11 protein-coding genes and 3 tRNA genes are annotated in these 17570 nt (G+C 61.3%); all 14 read right to left on the bottom strand.

Annotation, left to right across the window (positions count from 1 at the left end):
* Window positions 1–183: 183 nt before the first annotated feature.
* On the bottom strand, window positions 184–5124 hold the full coding sequence (locus AAD027_RS17750; RefSeq protein WP_425605489.1) for an alpha-2-macroglobulin family protein: 4941 nt from the start codon (window positions 5122–5124) through the stop codon (window positions 184–186).
* Between the two features lie 337 nt (window positions 5125–5461).
* A complete protein-coding gene (gene gyrA / locus AAD027_RS17745) occupies window positions 5462–8059 on the bottom strand; it encodes a DNA gyrase subunit A (protein ID WP_341727367.1) in 2598 nt (865 codons plus the stop codon).
* 365 nt (window positions 8060–8424) lie between these two features.
* Window positions 8425–8499: transfer RNA gene (locus tag AAD027_RS17740), tRNA-Val, on the bottom strand.
* Window positions 8500–8738: 239 nt separating this feature from the next.
* Complete coding sequence (locus AAD027_RS17735) at window positions 8739–10361, bottom strand: FMN-binding glutamate synthase family protein (RefSeq protein ID WP_341727366.1); 1623 nt, start codon at window positions 10359–10361, stop codon at window positions 8739–8741.
* Window positions 10362–10414: 53 nt separating this feature from the next.
* Window positions 10415–10501: transfer RNA gene (locus AAD027_RS17730), tRNA-Leu, on the bottom strand.
* Between the two features lie 113 nt (window positions 10502–10614).
* Window positions 10615–10688: transfer RNA gene (locus AAD027_RS17725), tRNA-Cys, on the bottom strand.
* 307 nt (window positions 10689–10995) lie between these two features.
* Complete coding sequence (locus AAD027_RS17720) at window positions 10996–12420, bottom strand: hypothetical protein (protein WP_341727365.1); 1425 nt, start codon at window positions 12418–12420, stop codon at window positions 10996–10998.
* Window positions 12421–12443: 23 nt separating this feature from the next.
* Complete coding sequence (locus AAD027_RS17715; protein WP_341727364.1) at window positions 12444–12983, bottom strand: hypothetical protein; 540 nt, start codon at window positions 12981–12983, stop codon at window positions 12444–12446.
* A gap of 43 nt (window positions 12984–13026) precedes the next feature.
* The gene (locus tag AAD027_RS17710) at window positions 13027–14427 is read right to left on the bottom strand and encodes a hypothetical protein (RefSeq protein ID WP_341727363.1); all 1401 of its coding nucleotides are present in this window, start codon (window positions 14425–14427) and stop codon (window positions 13027–13029) included.
* The gene (locus AAD027_RS17705) at window positions 14428–15078 is read right to left on the bottom strand and encodes a hypothetical protein (protein ID WP_341727362.1); all 651 of its coding nucleotides are present in this window, start codon (window positions 15076–15078) and stop codon (window positions 14428–14430) included.
* A complete protein-coding gene (locus tag AAD027_RS17700; protein WP_341727361.1) occupies window positions 15075–15251 on the bottom strand; it encodes a hypothetical protein in 177 nt (58 codons plus the stop codon). The genes AAD027_RS17705 and AAD027_RS17700 overlap by 4 nt, the downstream gene beginning before the upstream one ends.
* Before the next feature lie 24 nt (window positions 15252–15275).
* Window positions 15276–16040, bottom strand: coding sequence for a hypothetical protein (locus AAD027_RS17695; RefSeq protein WP_341727360.1), 765 nt, complete (start codon window positions 16038–16040; stop codon window positions 15276–15278).
* Between the two features lie 163 nt (window positions 16041–16203).
* A complete protein-coding gene (locus AAD027_RS17690) occupies window positions 16204–16725 on the bottom strand; it encodes a hypothetical protein (protein ID WP_341727359.1) in 522 nt (173 codons plus the stop codon).
* On the bottom strand, window positions 16706–17570 hold an 865-nt coding region (locus AAD027_RS17685; RefSeq protein ID WP_341727358.1), incomplete at its 5' end, for an N-acetylmuramidase domain-containing protein. The genes AAD027_RS17690 and AAD027_RS17685, both read right to left, overlap by 20 nt.

Below are 17570 nucleotides of genomic sequence, written 5' to 3'. Positions count from 1 at the left end.
ATGCCGCCGGGGTGTGCTTTCTTTGGTTACTTTCTTTGCACAAGCAAAGAAAGTAACTCGCGCCATGCGCGAAACGCTTCTGCCTCCTTTACCCGCAAATCAAACCAAACTGAAGTAAACCGGCTCCGGTTCACCCTCACCCGCCTTCGGCACCCTCTCCCGCAAGCGGGAGAGGGACAGGAGCTATGGCTGCACCACCGTGATCGTCGCCGGCGTCGACCTGCCCACGCCGCGGATGTCCGGGCGGTACATGTCCTCCACCAGCGGCGGCGGCACGGTATAGGTGCCCGGCGTGACCGCGCGCACCAGGTAGAACACCTTGGCGGTACTGCCGCGGCCCAGCTTCAGCGCGGCCACGTAGCGGTCGTCGCGGAACTCCTCGTGCTTGACGTCGGCGGCGCTGGAGCGGTCGCTGACGGAAATGCCGTCCACCACCACCTCGGCCCACTGCTTGGCGTCGCCCAGGTTGAAGTTCTCGATCTCCAGCCCGGCCGGCAGCAGGTCGGTGAACAAGGCATCCGGCATGGCGACGTTGGCGGTGATGCCGACGCGGACGATCAGCGCCTCGCCTTCCTTCAGCGAGCCACCGCTCCACTCCTTGCCGTCGGTGGTGTAGTAGCGGCGCTCGATGCCGATCTGGCGATTGTCCGGCGCGGGGGCGGCACGCGGCACGCCGGCCACTTCCAGGCTGGCGTACAGCGGCGGACTGCCTTCGGGAACGAAGCGCACGCCACGCGACAACGTGGCGTGGTCGAAACCGCGGCCGAACAGCCGCACCGGCGCGATCGCCTCGGCATCGCCACCGACGCTCCACTGGCCGGACACCTGCTTGGACTGGTCCACCATCAACGCCTTGCCCAGGCGCGCCAGGGCCACCTGCTCCTGCGTGCTCAGCCACAGCCAGCCGCTGTTGCGGCGCGCATCCAGTTCGCGGCCCAGCGATACGCTGCGGCGGTCGTATTCCGGCCTGGACAGCTTGCGCTCGTGCACCAGCGCGATCATCAGCGCATCGTCGCGCAGGCGGGTGCCGTAGTCGCCCAGGTATTCCGGACGGTCGCCGGTCTTGGCGAAGCCCTCGGCGATCGCCTTCTCGCCGCGGTTCCTGTCGCCCTGCAGCGACAGCGCGATGCCCAGGTGCACCAGCGGCAGGCCGGTCAGGCTCTTGCCGCGCTCGTTGTCGTACAGCGCGCGCAGCGTGCCCAGCGGGGCGCGGTTGACGCGCGCCAGCACGTAGCCGGCGTAGGCCTGGTTGGCGAACTTGAGATGATCGCGGTGATCGTAGCCGTAGAACTGCGCACCGCCGGCCAGCAGGTCCTCGTTGAGTCGGGTCAGCGCCTTCTGCAGCACCGCATCCGGCACCGCGAAGCCGCCCTCGCGCGCGTCCAGCAGGAACTCGGCGATGTACGGCGTCAGCCCGGGATTGACGTAGTCGTCGTTGCCCCACATCGAGAAGTGGCCGTTGGCCACCTGCATCGAGGCCAGCCGGCCGAATGCGCCTTCCATCCGCTCGCGGCGTTTCTTCGCGTCCAGTCCGGTCACGCCCAGCAGCTTCGCCGTGGCGTCGTCCAGTTCCAGCGCGGCGTAGCCCTTGCTGGTGGTCTGCTCCGCGCAGCCATACGGATATTCCAGCGCGCCCTGCAACGCGCTGGCGAACGGGATCGGCGGCAACGCGCTGACCGTCATGCGCGCGGTCACCGAGCCGCTCATCAGGCCGTCGGCGAAGCCCGCCCCCATCTCGACCGGCGCCAGTTCATCCAGCACGCGCGTCTGCGAGCGCAGCACCGACGGCCAGCCGGCGCGCACCGGCACGTCGTAGCGGCGATCCACCTTGAAACCGTTGCCCTCCACGCGCACGCGCACCTTGGCGGTGGTATAGCCCTCGCCCGCGCTGATCGGGAAGCTGAGCGTGCGCTTGCCATCGGCGGCCAGCGTGGCGTTGCGGCCGCCTTCGGCGATGTTCAACGGTCCCTCGCCGTCGACCTGCACCTTGAAGTCGCCGGGCTTGCCGGTGAAGTTCTGCACATCCAGCGTCACCGTGCTGCGGTCGCCCGGCGCCAGCACGCGCGGCAGGCTGGCCTCGGCCACGATGGGCGCGCGCACCAGCGTCTCGCGGTCGCGGTTGCCGTAGCGCGTGTCGGAATAGACCATCGCCGATACGCGCAGCGTGCCGTTGAAGTCCGGCACCTTCAGCGCGACGCGCGCATTGCCCTTGGCGTCCAGCTTCACCGGGCCGGAGAACAGGTCCACCGTCTGCACGCGCGAGGTCGGCCGCTTGGCCTGCGGCAACGCCGCCAGCGCCATGTCGCCGCCGAAGCGCATCCTGGCACTGCCGCCCTCGAAACTCTCGATGACCCGCCCGTAGATGTCGTAGGCGTCCACGCCCAGCCGGCGCTGCGCGAAGAACTGCGCGTTGGCGTCCGGCACCGGGAAACGGGTGATGTTGAGGATGCCAACGTCCACCGCCGAAACGGTGACGTGCGCCGACTGGCCGGCCAGCTCCGGCACGCTGACCGTCACCGGCAGGTCCTGCTCCGGCCGCATCTGCGCGGGCACCGACAGGCCCACGGCGACGCGACGGTCGCGGCGATCCATCGGCACGTGGGCCACGCCCACCGCGCGGGCCGGCGTGATCTTGCTGGGCGCCGAACCACCGCGGAACACCAGCGTGGTGACGTACACGTCGTGGCGCTCCCAGTCCTTCGTCACCGGGATGGAGAACGTGCTGCCCGGCTTGGCGTCGATGGCCTGCACGTACAGCATGCGGTCGCTTTCCACCATCAGCAGGCCCTTGCCGGCGTGCGGCGGCGTCACCACGACCTTGAGCGTGTCGCCGGCCCTGTAGGCCGTCTTGTCCAGCGACAGCTTCACCTTGTCCGGGCGCGCGTCCAGGCCGCGGTTCTGGTCGTCCCAGCTCCAGCCGGCGCGGAACGGATAGCGCGTGGTCAGGCCGGTGGCCGGGTCGAACACGTCCAGCCGGTACTCGCCCCACTCCACCGGGAAGTCGATCTTCGCCGCGGTGGCGCCGACGTCCAGCGTCTTCGTTTCCTTGTTCTCGAAGCGGCGGGTGAAGTCGTAGTCCCAGCCGCCGTCCTCGGAGTAGTTCCAGTGGTAGTCGCGCAGCTCGCGCACCAGCGTGGCCTTCAGCCCCTGGCCGGGCCGTGGCTTGCCGGCCGCATCCACGCGCACCAGTTCGAAACCGGCATTGGCGTTGGCGTCGGCGCCGTCCTTGTCGTCGAACAGCGGACGGATGCCGACCAGCGTGTCCGCCGGCCACATGACCCGCTTGAGCGTGCGGTTGACGGTGCGGCCGCCGGTCTCGTACACGCTGCCCGAGACGATGGCCGCGATGGTGCTGCGCGGCTTGGCTTCGGCCGGCAGCGCGATGTCTTCCTTCAGCACGCCGTCGTCGCCCAGCGTGGTGTCGATGATGTCCTTGGCTTCCCTGGGCAGCTCCATGGTGGGATCGCCGAAGAAATAGCCCGGCAGCTGTTCCAGCGGGTGCTGCTCCACCGCCACCGCCAGCTTGGCGGTGAACCGATTGCCCGCCGCCGGCGCGCCATACAGGTAGGCGGCGGTGGCGGAGAGCTTGAGCGGCTCGCCCGGCCTGAGCGCGGCCTGCGCGCTTTCCAGGTCCAGCTTCATGCGCTCGGGCAGGAATTCCTCGATGCGCAGCGTCATGCCCTGCACCGCTTCCTTGCTGGCCGGGTCGGTGCGGAATTCGACCTGCCAGCGGCCGGTCGGCGCTTCCTGCGGGATCGCCTGCTCGAAGCTGAAATAGCCCTGCTCGCCGGGCTGCAGGCGGGTTTCGCGGAACACCTTGCCGTCCGGCTGCTTCAGGCGCAGGAAGACGGGCTGCGAACCCTCCTTGGGCGCGGCCACCGGCTTGCCGTCGTTGTCGCGCAGCAGCGCGGAGATGCGCACGGTCTCGCCGGGCCGGTACAGGTCGCGCCCGGACCAGGCGAACACGTCGAACCAGGCCTGTTCGCGACCGGATACCGTGAACTCGGACAGGTCCAGCGCCGGCTGGTTGAACGGCAGCATCGACACGTCCTTGCCGCGCATGGCGACCAGCACGTGGCCGGCGTCCAGCGTGTAGTTCAGCAGCGCGTTGCCGTTGCCGTCGGTCTTGCCGGTCAGCACGGGTTCGCCGCGCGCATCCAGCACGCGCAGCTCCACGCCGCCGATGGCGGCGCCGTCCCGCAGCGCAGCGGTGTGCACGAACAGCTTGTCCTTGTAGGCGCGGGTGTGCAGGCCGATGTCGCTGACGGTGAAGAACGCGGTCTCGAACTCGCCGGAATACTTGCCGGTGCGCTTCATCACCGCGAAGTACAGGCCGGGGTCCTGCAACTCGCGGATGTCCTGGATCGGCAGGTAGGTCAGAACCCGCTCGTTGGGCTTGCCGCCCAGCACGAAGCGGTTGAGGTAGACCGGCTCGGCCAGCTTGCCCAGCGGGGTGTTGTCGCCGTAGTCGCTGTCCAGGTCCCAGCTGCCGCGGCGGCCGCCGCGCTGGTACTCGGAGAAGAACTTCGGCAACTGCTTCTCGCCGACGCGCAGGAACTCCACGTCCACTTCCGGCACGTTGATCGACACCACCGGCAGGCCGCGGCTCTCGCGCGCCGGCAGCACGCTGCCCTGCGAGGCGAAGCCGACGGCCGGGTCCACCTCGCCGGTATGCACCTTGCGGGTGTCGTCCTGGCCCAGGCGGGTGCCATCGGCGGCGGACAGGCCGGCGCGCAGCGCGACCTGGTAGTCCTTGGCCGCTTCCACCGACGGGAAGCGCAGGACCAGGCCCTTGTCGTCCAGCACCCAACTGCCCTTCACCACCGCGCCGTTGGCGTCGGTCACCGCCAGCAGCGCATCGAAGTCCTGCGAACTCACCAGCGGCCGGCTGAACTCCAGCGCGATGGCCAGGTTGCCGTCGTGCTGGTCCGGATAGGCGCCGACCAGCGCGAAGCCTTCCACTTCGGCGCGCTGCGCCTTGACCGGCTCGCCGCTGGCTTCCGGCAACTGGCCGGTCTCGTTGCGCTTGCAGCCGGCCAATGCCAGCAACGCCAGCGCGACAAGAAAAAACGCGCGCACCCGGGAGGCGCGCGCGTCGGTGGTGATCTTCGGTGCCGATTCCATGTGCATGTCCCTGCCCGGTTATGCCGGCAGTATAGAACGGGTAACGGGCCGCTTTGGGGTCGGCCCATTCAATGTGACAAAGCATGCGCGCCGCGGACGAATGCGGGTAGTGTTGGCCCTGCTACACGAAAAGCGTCGGGGCTGAAGCCCCTCCTACACAAGCCTGAGCATACGAACCCCCCGTAGGAGCGCCCCCTGGGCGTGAGCTCTTGTCTGGATGCCGGATCGAAGAAAGGCTCGCGCCCAGGGGGCGCTCCTAACGCTCTCCGGGAAGCATGGGAACGGGCAAAAAAAGAGCCCCGGGATTCCCAGGGCTCTTTTGCGGCCTGCCGCTGCGTCAAGCCTGCGGCTGCCGGTCGACCGACGCTTCGGGCGCGGCTTCGTCGCCGCCTTCTTCCTCGTCGTCCAGCGATGCGTCCAGGCGTTCGACCGCCTGCAGGGTTTCGCCTTCCGACAGCCGCATCAGGGTCACGCCCTGGGTATTGCGGCCGACCTGCGAGATGCCTGAGGCACGGGTGCGCACCAGGGTGCCGCCGTCGGAGATCAGCAGCACCTCGTGGTGGTCGGACAACTGGATGGCGCCGACCAGCTTGCCATTGCGTTCGCTGGTCTTGATCGCCAGCACGCCCTGCGTGCCGCGGCCCTTGCGCGGATATTCCTCCACCGGCGTGCGCTTGCCGTAGCCGCGCGCGCTGGCGGTCAGGATGTCGCCATCGCCGTCGACCACGATCAGGCTGACCACTTCCTCGCCCGGGGCCAGGCGGATGCCGCGCACGCCGGTGGCGGTGCGGCCCATCGAGCGCACTTCCTTCTCGGCGAAGCGCACCGCCTTGCCGTTGGAGGCGAACAGCATCACGTCGCGCTCGCCGTCGGTCAGCGCCACGCCCACCAGTGCATCGCCGTCGTCCAGGTTGATCGCAATCTTGCCGCGCGCCAGCCTGAACGCGAATTCGGTCAGCGGCGTCTTCTTGACCGTGCCGTCCTGGGTGGCGAAGAAGACATAGCGGCCTTCCTCGTACTCGCGAACGGGCAGCACGGCCTGCACCTTCTCGCCGGGTTCCAGCGGGATCCAGTTGATGATCGGCCGGCCGCGCGCATTAGAGCCTGCTTCCGGCAACTGGTGCACCGGCAGCCAGAACACCTTGCCGCGGCTGGTGAAGGTCAGCAGCGTGTCGTGCGTGTTGACCAGCCACAACTGGTCGATGAAATCCTCTTCCTTGGTCGCCGCCGCGCTGCGGCCGCGACCACCGCGCCGCTGCGCGCGATAGGCGCTGGCCGGCTGGCGCTTGGCGTAGCCGGCGTGCGACAGCGTGACCACCACGTCTTCCGGCGCGATCAGGTCCAGGATGTCCAGGTCCTCTTCGCTGTGGCGGATCTCGCTGCGGCGCGCATCGCCGAACTCGGTGCGCACGTTCAGCAACTCGTCGCGGATCACCTGCAGCAGCACGTCCGGGTTCTCCAGGATGCGGATCAGGCCGGCGATGGTCTCCAGCAGCAGCTTGTATTCCTCGGTCAGCTTTTCCTGTTCCAGCCCGGTCAGGCGGTGCAGGCGCATTTCCAGGATCTGGGTGGCCTGCACTTCGGTCAGCTGGTAGCGGCCGTCGTGGAAACCGACGCCGGCCGGCAGGTCTTCCGGACGCGAGGCCTCGGCGCCGGCCGCGGCCAGCAGCGTGCCGACCAGGCCCGGCTCCCAGGTCTTGGCGAGCATGCGCTCGCGCGCTTCCTGCGGGTTGGCCGACGTCTTGATCAGCTCGATCATCTCGTCGATGTTCGCCAGCGCGACGGTCAGGCCTTCCAGGATGTGGGCGCGGGCGCGGGCCTTGCGCAGGTCGAAGATGGTGCGGCGGGTCACCACCTCGCGGCGGTGGCGCACGAAGGCTTCCAGCATCTGCTTCAGGTTCAGCAGTTGCGGGCGGCCGTCGACCAGCGCGACCATGTTGATGCCGAACACCGATTCCATCGGCGTCTGCTGGTACAGGTTGTTCAGCACCACCTCGGCCGATTCGCCGCGCTTGACCTCGATGTAGATGCGCATGCCGTCCTTGTCGGACTCGTCGCGCAGCTCGCTGATGCCTTCCAGCTTCTTTTCCTTCACCAGCTCGGCGATCTTCTCGATCAGCCGCGCCTTGTTCACCTGGTACGGGATCTCGGTGACGATGATCGACTCGCGGCCGTTGTCGTCGTTGACCTCGATCTCGGCCTTGGCGCGCATGCGCACGCGGCCGCGGCCGGTGCGGTAGCCGGCGACGATGCCGGCGGTGCCGTTGATGATGCCGGCGGTGGGGAAGTCCGGGCCCGGGATGTACTGCATCAGCCCGTCGACGTCGATCTCCGGGTTGTCGATCAGCGCGATCAGGCCGTCGATGACTTCGGACAGGTTGTGCGGCGGGATGTTGGTGGCCATGCCCACCGCGATGCCGGCCGAACCGTTGACCAGCAGGTTCGGGAAGCGCGTCGGCAGGACCGTCGGCTCCTGTTCCTTCTCGTCGTAGTTGGGCTGGAAATCGACGGTTTCCTTGTCGATGTCGGCCAGCAGCTCATGGGTGATCCTGGCCATGCGCGCTTCGGTGTAACGCATGGCGGCGGCGGCGTCGCCATCGACCGAGCCGAAGTTGCCCTGCCCGTCGACCAGCAGGTAGCGCAGCGAGAACGGCTGCGCCATGCGCACCAGCGTGTCGTAGACCGACTGGTCGCCGTGCGGGTGGTATTTACCGATCACGTCGCCGACGATGCGGGCGGACTTCACGTGCGGCTTGTTGGCGTGGTTGCCCAGCTCGTTCATCGCGAACAGGACGCGCCGGTGGACGGGCTTCAGGCCATCGCGGACATCCGGGAGTGCGCGCCCCACGATCACGCTCATGGCGTAGTCGAGGTAGCTGCGGCGCATCTCGTCTTCGAGGTTGACGGGGATGATTTCCTTGGCGAGTTCGGCCATTCGGGTTCCGTGGTTCACTGGTTATGCGGGCCGGAATCCGGGCCGAGTTCCGCCTGCCGGGACCAGGCCGGCGAGGCAGTGACGGGCGGGAATTCCAGCGGGTTCTGCAACTGTCGGAGTGTACCACAAACGGCCACCTCCCGAGCACCTTTTCGGCTCCGAAAACAACTACTTATCGCACTCGCGCCGTCCTGCGCAGGCCCGTGCCACAGGCCTGGACCACCCTTGTCCCGCCCGCTGACGTGAACGCCGGGATACCGGACCGGCAGACAGCTCCAGGCCGACGTATCCCGTACCCCGGGACCACCGGGAATACCCTGCCGGAAAACGAAAAAGCCCGGCACTGCCGGGCTTTTTGGTGAAACTGGTGGGCGGTACAAGTTTCGAACTTGTGACCCCTGCCGTGTGAAAGCAGTGCTCTACCGCTGAGCTAACCGCCCGGAAGATCGGGGCGCGTATGGTAATCGCGGACCCGGCATCCGGTCAACGCATGCCGTTCCCCGGCGCCGGTGCCCGTAGGAGCGCCCCATGGGCGCGATGCTTTTGCTCTCGGTCGGGGCTGCCGCGAAAAGCATCGCGCTCCTGCGGGCACCGTGATTTGTAGGAGCGGGCCATGCCCGCGATGCTCTTGCGTGGGGTGAGGGGAAAGCATCGCGCCCATGGGGCGCTCCTACACAGGTCAACGATCCTTGGTGTCGCGTAGCGCACTGACCCGCTGCGGGGCGGCGAAGCAGTCGCTGCGGGCATCCGGCCAGAAATCGCGGAACACCGCATGCGCCGGCACACGGTCGATCAGTTCGCCCGGCTCGACGAAGCGGTACAGCGAGGCCAGCGAACGCACCTCGATGGGCGAGACTCGGCGCAGGATGTGTTCCGGGCCCAGTTGCTGCGGATGCTCCAGGCCGGCCGCGCACAGCATGTCGCGCAGGGCCTTCAGCGTGTTGTCGTGGAACTGCTGCACGCGCACCGACTTGTCGGGCACGTCCAGGTGCTTCCAGCGCTTCGGGTCCTGGGTGGCGACGCCGGTCGGGCAACGGTCGTTGTGGCAGCTCTGCGACTGGATGCAGCCCAGCGCGAACATGAAACCGCGCGCCGAATTGCACCAGTCCGCCCCCATCGCCATGATCCGGGCGATGTCGAAGGCGCTGATGATCTTGCCGGCCGCGCCGATGCGGATGCGGTCGCGCAGGTCCAGCCCCACCAGCGTGTTGTGGATCAGCAGCAACGCCTCGTGCATCGGCACGCCCACGTGGTCGATGAATTCCGCCGGCGCCGCGCCGGTGCCGCCTTCGGCGCCGTCCACCACGATGAAGTCCGGCAGCAGGCCGGTTTCCTGCATGGCCTTGGCGATGCCGAACCATTCCCAGGGATGGCCGATGGCCAGCTTGAATCCGGTCGGCTTGCCGCCGGACAGCTCGCGCAGGCGCGCGACGAACTGCAGCAGTTCCACCGGCGTGGAGAACGCCGAATGCCTGGCCGGCGACACGCAGTCGTATCCCATCGGCACGCCACGGGTGACCGAAATCTCCGCACTGACCTTGGCCGCCGGCAACACGCCGCCGTGGCCGGGCTTGGCGCCCTGCGACAGCTTCAGTTCGATCATCTTCACCTGCGGCGAGCGCGCGTTCTCGACGAAGCGCTCCTCGCTGAACCGGCCCTGCCCGTCGCGACAACCGAAGTAGCCCGAGCCGATCTCCCACACCAGGTCGCCGCCCTTCTCGCGATGGTAGGGCGAGATCGAGCCCTCGCCGGTGTCGTGGTAGAAACCGCCCCGGCGCGCGCCTTCGTTCAACGCCCGCACGGCATTGGCCGACAGCGCGCCGAAGCTCATCGCCGAGATGTTGAAGACGCTCGCCGAGTATGGATGCGCGGTGTTGGCGCCGATCACGACACGGAAATCATGCGAATCGATCGAACTGGGCGCCAGCGAATGGTTGATCCATTCGTAGTCCACGCTGTAGACGTCCTGCTGGCTGCCGAACGGCACCACGTCCATCACGCCCTTGGCGCGCTGGTACACCAGCGAACGCTGCTGGCGCGAGAACGGCACCTCGGCGGTATCGCCTTCGATGAAGTACTGGCGGATCTCCGGCCCGACCGATTCCAGCCCGTAGCGGAAGTGCGCCAATACCGGATAGTTGCGGCGCAGGGTGCTGCGCGATTGCAGCAGGTCCCAAGTGCCCAGCAGCGCCAGCGCGGCGAATGCGGCCGCCGACCACCACCAGGCGGGCCAGACCAGCGCCAGCGCGACGGAGGCGAGCGCGAGCGCGATGCACAGTCCATAGGCTAGGTAGCGGCTCATCGCGTTCCTCGCGTGGAAGGGCGCGCGATGCCTGGAGCGCGCCCGGTCGTCATTGGTGCCCGGAGCCGGAATCGAACCGGCATGGCCTCGCGGCCGGCGGATTTTAAGTCCGATGCGTCTACCAATTTCGCCATCCGGGCATGCGGATAGCCTGCCTCACCGCCGGCAGAATGGAAAGCCGCCCGATGCCGGCGATAGTGCGCCGCAAACGAAAACACCCGGCGGGCCGGGTGTCGTCGAGCGCGTTGCGTAATGGAGGCCTGGGTCGGAATTGAACCGGCGTACGCGGATTTGCAGTCCGCTGCATAACCACTCTGCCACCAGGCCGGTGGCGATCGCGTCAGACTGGCGCAATCGCAGCGCGTTTTCAAGCGCCTTACAACACAAAACCCCGCGGACGGGGCTTGGGGAACCGCCCCTTTCAGGACGAAATCCGAAACGGGAGACGAGGCATAAATCCTCGCTCTATCTCCTTGACAGTATTAGACTTTCCCATCATCTTACGCCGTTGGTACCGTCAAATTATGTACTACTTCCAAGAGGCTGGCAACTTCTGCACGGGCTTTGGCCCCGCCCATGCCATGATCGACGGACTTTGCGGCCTCAGCTGGTATAGCCCAGTGGGGACAGGCCATCAGCACGAGAATGGATACGTCAGGCGCGTACTCAGCGTGCCGTCCAGGTTGATGCTGTACCAAGTGTCGTTTTCGGCAAGGTGAACGCGCCGATGGCCGCAACCAAGGTTCTCGAATTTGTCGAAATGCTTGGGCTGCAGCAGCTTTCCCGTCAAGTCGTAGATTCGATAGCGGAGGGCGCCCACCTCGCCTTCGGCAACGATCGCGAGTCCATGGGTGTCAGACGTGATCAGACGGCCATGCACATCGCTGATCTTGAGCCGCTCCGGCGACGCGTCCGAGCCGTTCAGCGTGATGCGGTAGATGGAAAATTTATCGGCGCCGTATCTCAAGGTGAGCAAGCCATCGCTATTCGGCGCCGGACACAACTGGGAGTGATCGGGCCATGCAAATGGTGCCTCCAGCAACGTTCCTGTCGGGGTCAAGTACACGCAGGCATTGCCGGTGTCGAGCCTGGATGAGTTGATGGGAGGAGTTTCCGGAAACGGAAGCCCGTCGTCTCGTATGCGTACCGGCTGCAGGTTGCCGTGCGGTGTGTTCTCGATCGCAGTGATATCGAATTCGTCGAGCAGCCGTTTTCCAGTCCGATCGAACAGGGTGATAGTGGGTTGTTCCCCGTCAGCGCCGCCAGGCAGCGTCAATGCACCCCAGTAACCCACACGCTCACGGTTGCTTGAAACTTGATAGCCCCGGATCTCTGCGTAGATCGGTGGCACCACATAGTTCATGCGTTCGATGTCCAGCACGCCGAACCCGCCACCTTGTTGCTGCACTATCCACAATCGGCCGGGCGTGCCAAAACGCAGGTCGAAGTGCGATGTTTCATATGCGTAGCCAGTGGGTCGGTCATACAGACGGTATGGTGAATCGACAAGTTTCGGGTAAGCATTCAGCAGCGGCGACAAGCGCGTTGCCTCGGGGGAATACCGCAGCAGACGAGCAGCTTTGAGGTAGGACGTGCCACGATCTGCCTCGCTCCGCTCGAAACCGAGCAGGAAAAGCGCACCTGGCGGAGGGTCATCGCTGACAGTGCGCCCAACAGAATCGATGCTCCCCAATACGTGATCCGCGTCACCGACCGGAAGCGGCTGGCCGGTGTCATCCAGCAACCACAGGCAACTGCCTCGGATAGCCACCTGTAGAACCATGCCACCGGACTCAAGCGGTTGCACGAAATCCCAGGCCGATCCGGTACTGTCGTTGTGCCGCTGTGGTTGCGGCACCTGATCCATATCGCTTCTGTCTTCCTCCGTCATCCAAGCGTGCCAGAGGCTGCCCTCCTCGACCACGATCCGGAAGGGGCAACGCGCACTTTCATCAATGGTTGGACGTGCGACGGTATCCGGCTGCGTGGCACTAGCCCAGCCAGACATGCCTGCGAGCAAGGCCAGAGTCACGGCAACGGCTCGGATCGTCCGGCCCATGATATTCACTCCACTTATAGCCCTCAATTACAGGGCATTCCGCTATCAGTTTCGCAATACATTTTTTTATTTCCGTCGTATATAAAATCCAAGCTGTGCTTCACCCGGACGGAAGAACCAATTTGATGCCCGAGCTTCATCCGCACCCTGAAATCAGTGACTCCATCATTGTTTATATCAATTAATTCGGGTCGGGATATGAAAGTGCAGTCGTCAAGATAAAACCCGCCATCACTTATGACCTTCATATCGCTGGCATCCACGAAAACAAATCTGCACGTTTGCTTCTTGTAAGAGACCGGAAAGAAATAGAACTTCTTTTCATCGACCGCCCACACAAGGGACTTATCTCTCTCTATGCGCTCCCCTGCTTCCATTGGGAACAGACTTTCGAGTGCCGAGTCAGAAAATGAAGCGTCAAGATTCTGTATTGTCGCCCTGCCTGCTAGCGCATCAGTTAACTCAGACGGCACCGACTTTTCGTCAAAAGTTGGACGTGTGACGGTATCCGGTCGCGCGGCGACTGCGTAGACGGACATCCCTGCAAGTAGCGCCAGAGACATGGCGACGGCTCGGATCACTCGACGCAGTTGGTGGGAAGACCTATCAAAAAGCAAGACTTACATCTCCAGAATTCTGCACGTCAAGCTCGAGAACGGATTCATAACTGCCGCCATTGGAAGAATATATCTCCACAATGCGCTCACCGGCATTGACTCGAATTGAGTTGCGTAGATCAGGCAACCCGCCACTAACTCTCGGTAATAAATGCAGGTTGCTTCCTTGTTCCAACACAAGCAGTAGTTTTAATTTCCCCTTGTTTTCTTTGATGATCCACAATGGATATTCTGGAGCCCCAGTAAAGCAGCTAGCAACGAAGATATTGGATTCGCTTGGCTTAAGCTTTCGCTCGCCAATCTCAATTGATGAACCCCCGCACCAGTTGTCGGCCTCATCAAGAATTCGGAGAATTTCACCATACAACGCGTTTTTGCTGTCTATTGGCCTTGCATCCAAGACAAAGTCTGGCCTGATCTTTTCGCCATAGACAGAAGATACATCAAATAGATGCTTAAACTCCCTTATTCCGGAAGATGAGACTTCTCTAATGCAAGCAGTGTCCTTGCAGAGCTTTAATAGTTTTTCGTTTTCGATGACTTTACTGGCTACCTCCAGCGGAGCATCGGTTGCCGCGAGTGCCGCATGGCGCGTGTAGAGCAACTCTGAAAGCAACTGCGCCGTAGATTGATCTTCACAGGTACCTTTGGGCCAGGCATTTCTAGCTTCTGCTATTTGAGCAATGACCTCGGAAGAATCCGCCCAATCTATTTTTTCGTCTATGCAGGGATTTACCGCAAGTTGAATCGACAGGTAGGCGAGTTCAAACCCATGCGCGGCCGCCTCAGAAGAGTATCGCAATCGACTTGTGGGCGAGAAGCGCTCCAACAGCAATCCCTGCCAAAATTCCTCCACGTTTACAGGCTTGATCTTGCTGGTACGGGTCACGTGATCTTCAATGACGAAGTTGCTGTATAAAAACCTACCATCATCAAGAAATGAAGTCGTTACATAGCATGTGGATGTGGCGCGATAGATGGCTCCACCAGCCCCATCACAGTCAACCTTTGCCGAATAAACCTTCACGGGTTTTTCGACAATCACACTCATTGGGTATGCAGCCATTCCGGTCGTGACTACTGGCAACCCTCCTTGATCGTCTGTCGAACCCGCTGCCAGTCCGGCAATGCCGAAATCCGAAAGAAATTCCGAACTCTTTGATGAGCACAAGATGCCGGCGCTCGCACCTCCCTTAGTGAGCACGAAATTGACGCATTCCGTTTCCTGGTACGCGCGCGAGAATTTCTCTTCGGGTTCAATCAGCAACCCAGTCGGGGCCCGCAATCCTGCCTTAATTCCAGTCAACTCAATTGACGGCTCCGCCTTACAGGAGGCCATCATAAATAGACCCAGGAACAAGCACAGCTTAGAAGGAGCCAGCAGTCGCATTTATCGACCCGGCCCCTTCGATGTGCCTACGAAGCGAATGGATTTAATTAATTCGAGAACCGCATTGAGTGCAATCTCCGATTCTGGTGAAGGTGGTGTGCCAAGAGTTTCCCTAGGCTCGCGCGACTCAATGCCTACTACCGCACGCCCCGTCAGGCTGTGCTTCTCGTCACCGAGACAGAAATTCAGTTCTCGCGTCCGAGGAACACTCATTTCCGTAACCGTGTTGACGTAGCCCTCAGCCCAGTAAATTGGGCTTAATTTGGCAAGGTGCTTTTGCTGCGTGTCCCGAACTATGATCGGATCGGTTTGCTTTGCGTTTTGGCTGAGGTATTCGGGACACAGTTTTTCAGCACTTTCGCGTCTACAAACAAAATCCACCTCGAATTTATCTTCTTCTTTCACATCTCTTGCATGGGAATATCCGGAAAATACACCCTCAACATAGGGGTCACTGTCAGCTAGCACCTGCGCATATTGTCCTTTTCCAGAAGGGCCTACGAATTCAAATTCGCAGCCTTGGAAAGCAATTTTGTAGTGATCCATTCCTGTCGGCAATGGGCTGACTTTGGAGGCATCTGCTTTAGATGTTTCTGCATTACATCCGGCGCAAGCTACCAATAGCGTCAGAAAAATATATTTCAGGGTCATGGTAGCTCCTTGATTGCATAGTCATCAGGTCGCCACTGCATCTGCCCCTGCGCATCGGGAAATGCGGGCGATTCATAGAGCAACGCCTGGGCATAGGCGAAGGCGTGATACCGGTCTACCAGACCATTAAGTGGTGGATTCTGGTTTTCGATCGCTGCTGGCAAATTTATCAAGCAGGACACCCGTCGGACGGCAAGCTATCTGAATTCATCAACTCTTTTAGCAAGATCATCTCGTTCCTTCGCACTCATTTTTATGATATTTCTTTTAATCAAATCACTATAGAGGCTTGAATTCTCCTTTGAAACAGGATCGCAACGAAGCAAGTTGCCAATGGAACCAACCAGACCTGATCCATCCAAATTTCCATCAAGCAGACCCTTGGCGGTAACTCGATAAGAGAGATCGATATCTGAATCTTCACCATCATTACGCACCCATTGACCTGAAGAATCGAATTGTCCGTCGCACATCAAATCCGTGGAATTTCCAACGACGCACATGTCAGGCAGTCTGACGAAGGCACAGTAGTATCGGTCGTGAAATTTTACCGCCCGCCCCTTGTCATCCTCAACCGTACCAAATGCCAAATTCCCCACCCACGCAAGATCACAACTGGGTGAAAAGTGATTGTCGAAGTCATCTTGAACAAAAGGGTTGTTCTCAGCCCCCATACCGATTGAACCAATCTCCGCGCCATCGATAAAAAATTTGACTCGGTCGAATAGCGACGAACTTGTATTTGAAAGCTCGGGGAACTTGTTCGCACTTGAATTTCGGTCAAGAAACTCAAGCCGACACAACCGATTTTTGTCGCTTTTCCCCGGGTTACTATCCCCATGAAGAATACGAGTAGCGGCGACGGTCACCTCGGTAGAATCTCGACGATGTTCGTCAGCAATACTCACCCCAGTATCGTCCTTGCTTTCGCAGGCGCACATGGCCGATAGCAGCAATGTCACCACCACCATTCTGGAACTTTTCACATTCTTCCTCGCAATGCTGTGAATCGTGCTGATGCGTCGGTCATTACCCGCGTGTGTCCATAGTCATTAAATATATTCCCTTCGCACTCAGAACGACGTGCGCCCCAAGTGGCCGGGCGCTTGACAGCATTTCACATCGCTATTCCGAGTTCATCATATTGGCATTTCCATCAAGCAATGTAAGCGCCCCAACCTGCGACTCTTTTTTCCCCTTTAGAACGGTTCGGACATTGCCAACATCCACTACCATTCCTATTTGATATCCGTTATCGATGAGTCGCCACTCCTGAAACGCCGTGTATTCAACATTGCCATTACTGAACTTTAAAGTGTAGTCGCCCATGGCGTCATTCTGGATTCCTCCACCTCTGGAATAGCCGCTGAATTTGAATAATTTCCACGACCCCAAGTTCAGATCTTTAGGGTATTGAAGTTCAACCCGGCCTGGTCGACCAAACCGATATACCAAATACGAATCCCGAGCGCCCTTGCATATTGAGGCGATCTTGGTCGATCTCTCGATCCGGAAAGAAAAAACCGGAGATTCGCTTTCCTTGCAAAGGATACGCCCCTTCTGAGAATCTCCTTCTTTAGCAAAGATATGTGTTCCAAAGAACAGCGCAAACAAAACAAATACATGCCTATTTTTTTGAATATTCATTGCTGAACCTTTCAATATTTCTCGCATATTCAGGATTAATTGATCTCCACCCAGAACCATTATGGCCTTCTGCAATTAACTCGTAATTCTTTGACCGAAGCCCATTCAATAATGTTGAATTACTTTTTGCAAATTTCAAGAAGGCCTTAATATGCTCGGCATCTCCAAGCGACATGGCAGCCGTAAAATCCTTTACAGAGCCATATCCTGCAGCGGCGTAGTTGAAACCCATTATTTGAAACTTACCCCACGAACACGCCTGCAATGCCGCCGCCTCATTGAGCCCATAGGCTGTCATTAACCTTTCGTATTGAGGCTTTCCCGACGACCCATACACATCCTTAGCATCAACTTCCGCTCCAGTTTTTACATCAATAAATTTTCCCGAACTGTTTTTCCTCGCCCTTCTGTACGCAGGGCCACAAATTTCAGAATGCGTCTGTTCATAAGATGCGTTTTTTGTGAGCTTTCTGAACCAATGCCTCTCATATAGGATGGAGGGAATCGTCTCTCCGTCCACGCTGATGAAAGATGAATGAGCCGATTCCTGACGCGCAATGGCGTAAATTAGGCTTGGCTCACACCCAAGCTCTTTGGCGGCAGCCTCAATGTCAGCATCACTGAGATCGCCACCCACATACATTTCAAGAAATTCCAGTTCGACGCTATTCCCATCAATCTGAATGATCGGATGCCGTCTTTTCCCAAGATTCCCCGCCAATCCCACCGGGTGGAAGTGATACACCTTCCCCGCCGAGAACCCCGGCACCTTGGCCTGCACCGCATTCCACCATTGCAAGCGTTCGATTCGCGGCTTCTCCTTTGCCACGCTCTCTTGGGCCTTC

This window comes from Pseudoxanthomonas putridarboris (assembly GCF_038321125.1).
GTDB lineage: Bacteria > Pseudomonadota > Gammaproteobacteria > Xanthomonadales > Xanthomonadaceae > Pseudoxanthomonas_A > Pseudoxanthomonas_A putridarboris.
Note: the sequence above shows the minus strand (reverse complement) of the source record. Positions and strands in the feature narration are given on the sequence as shown.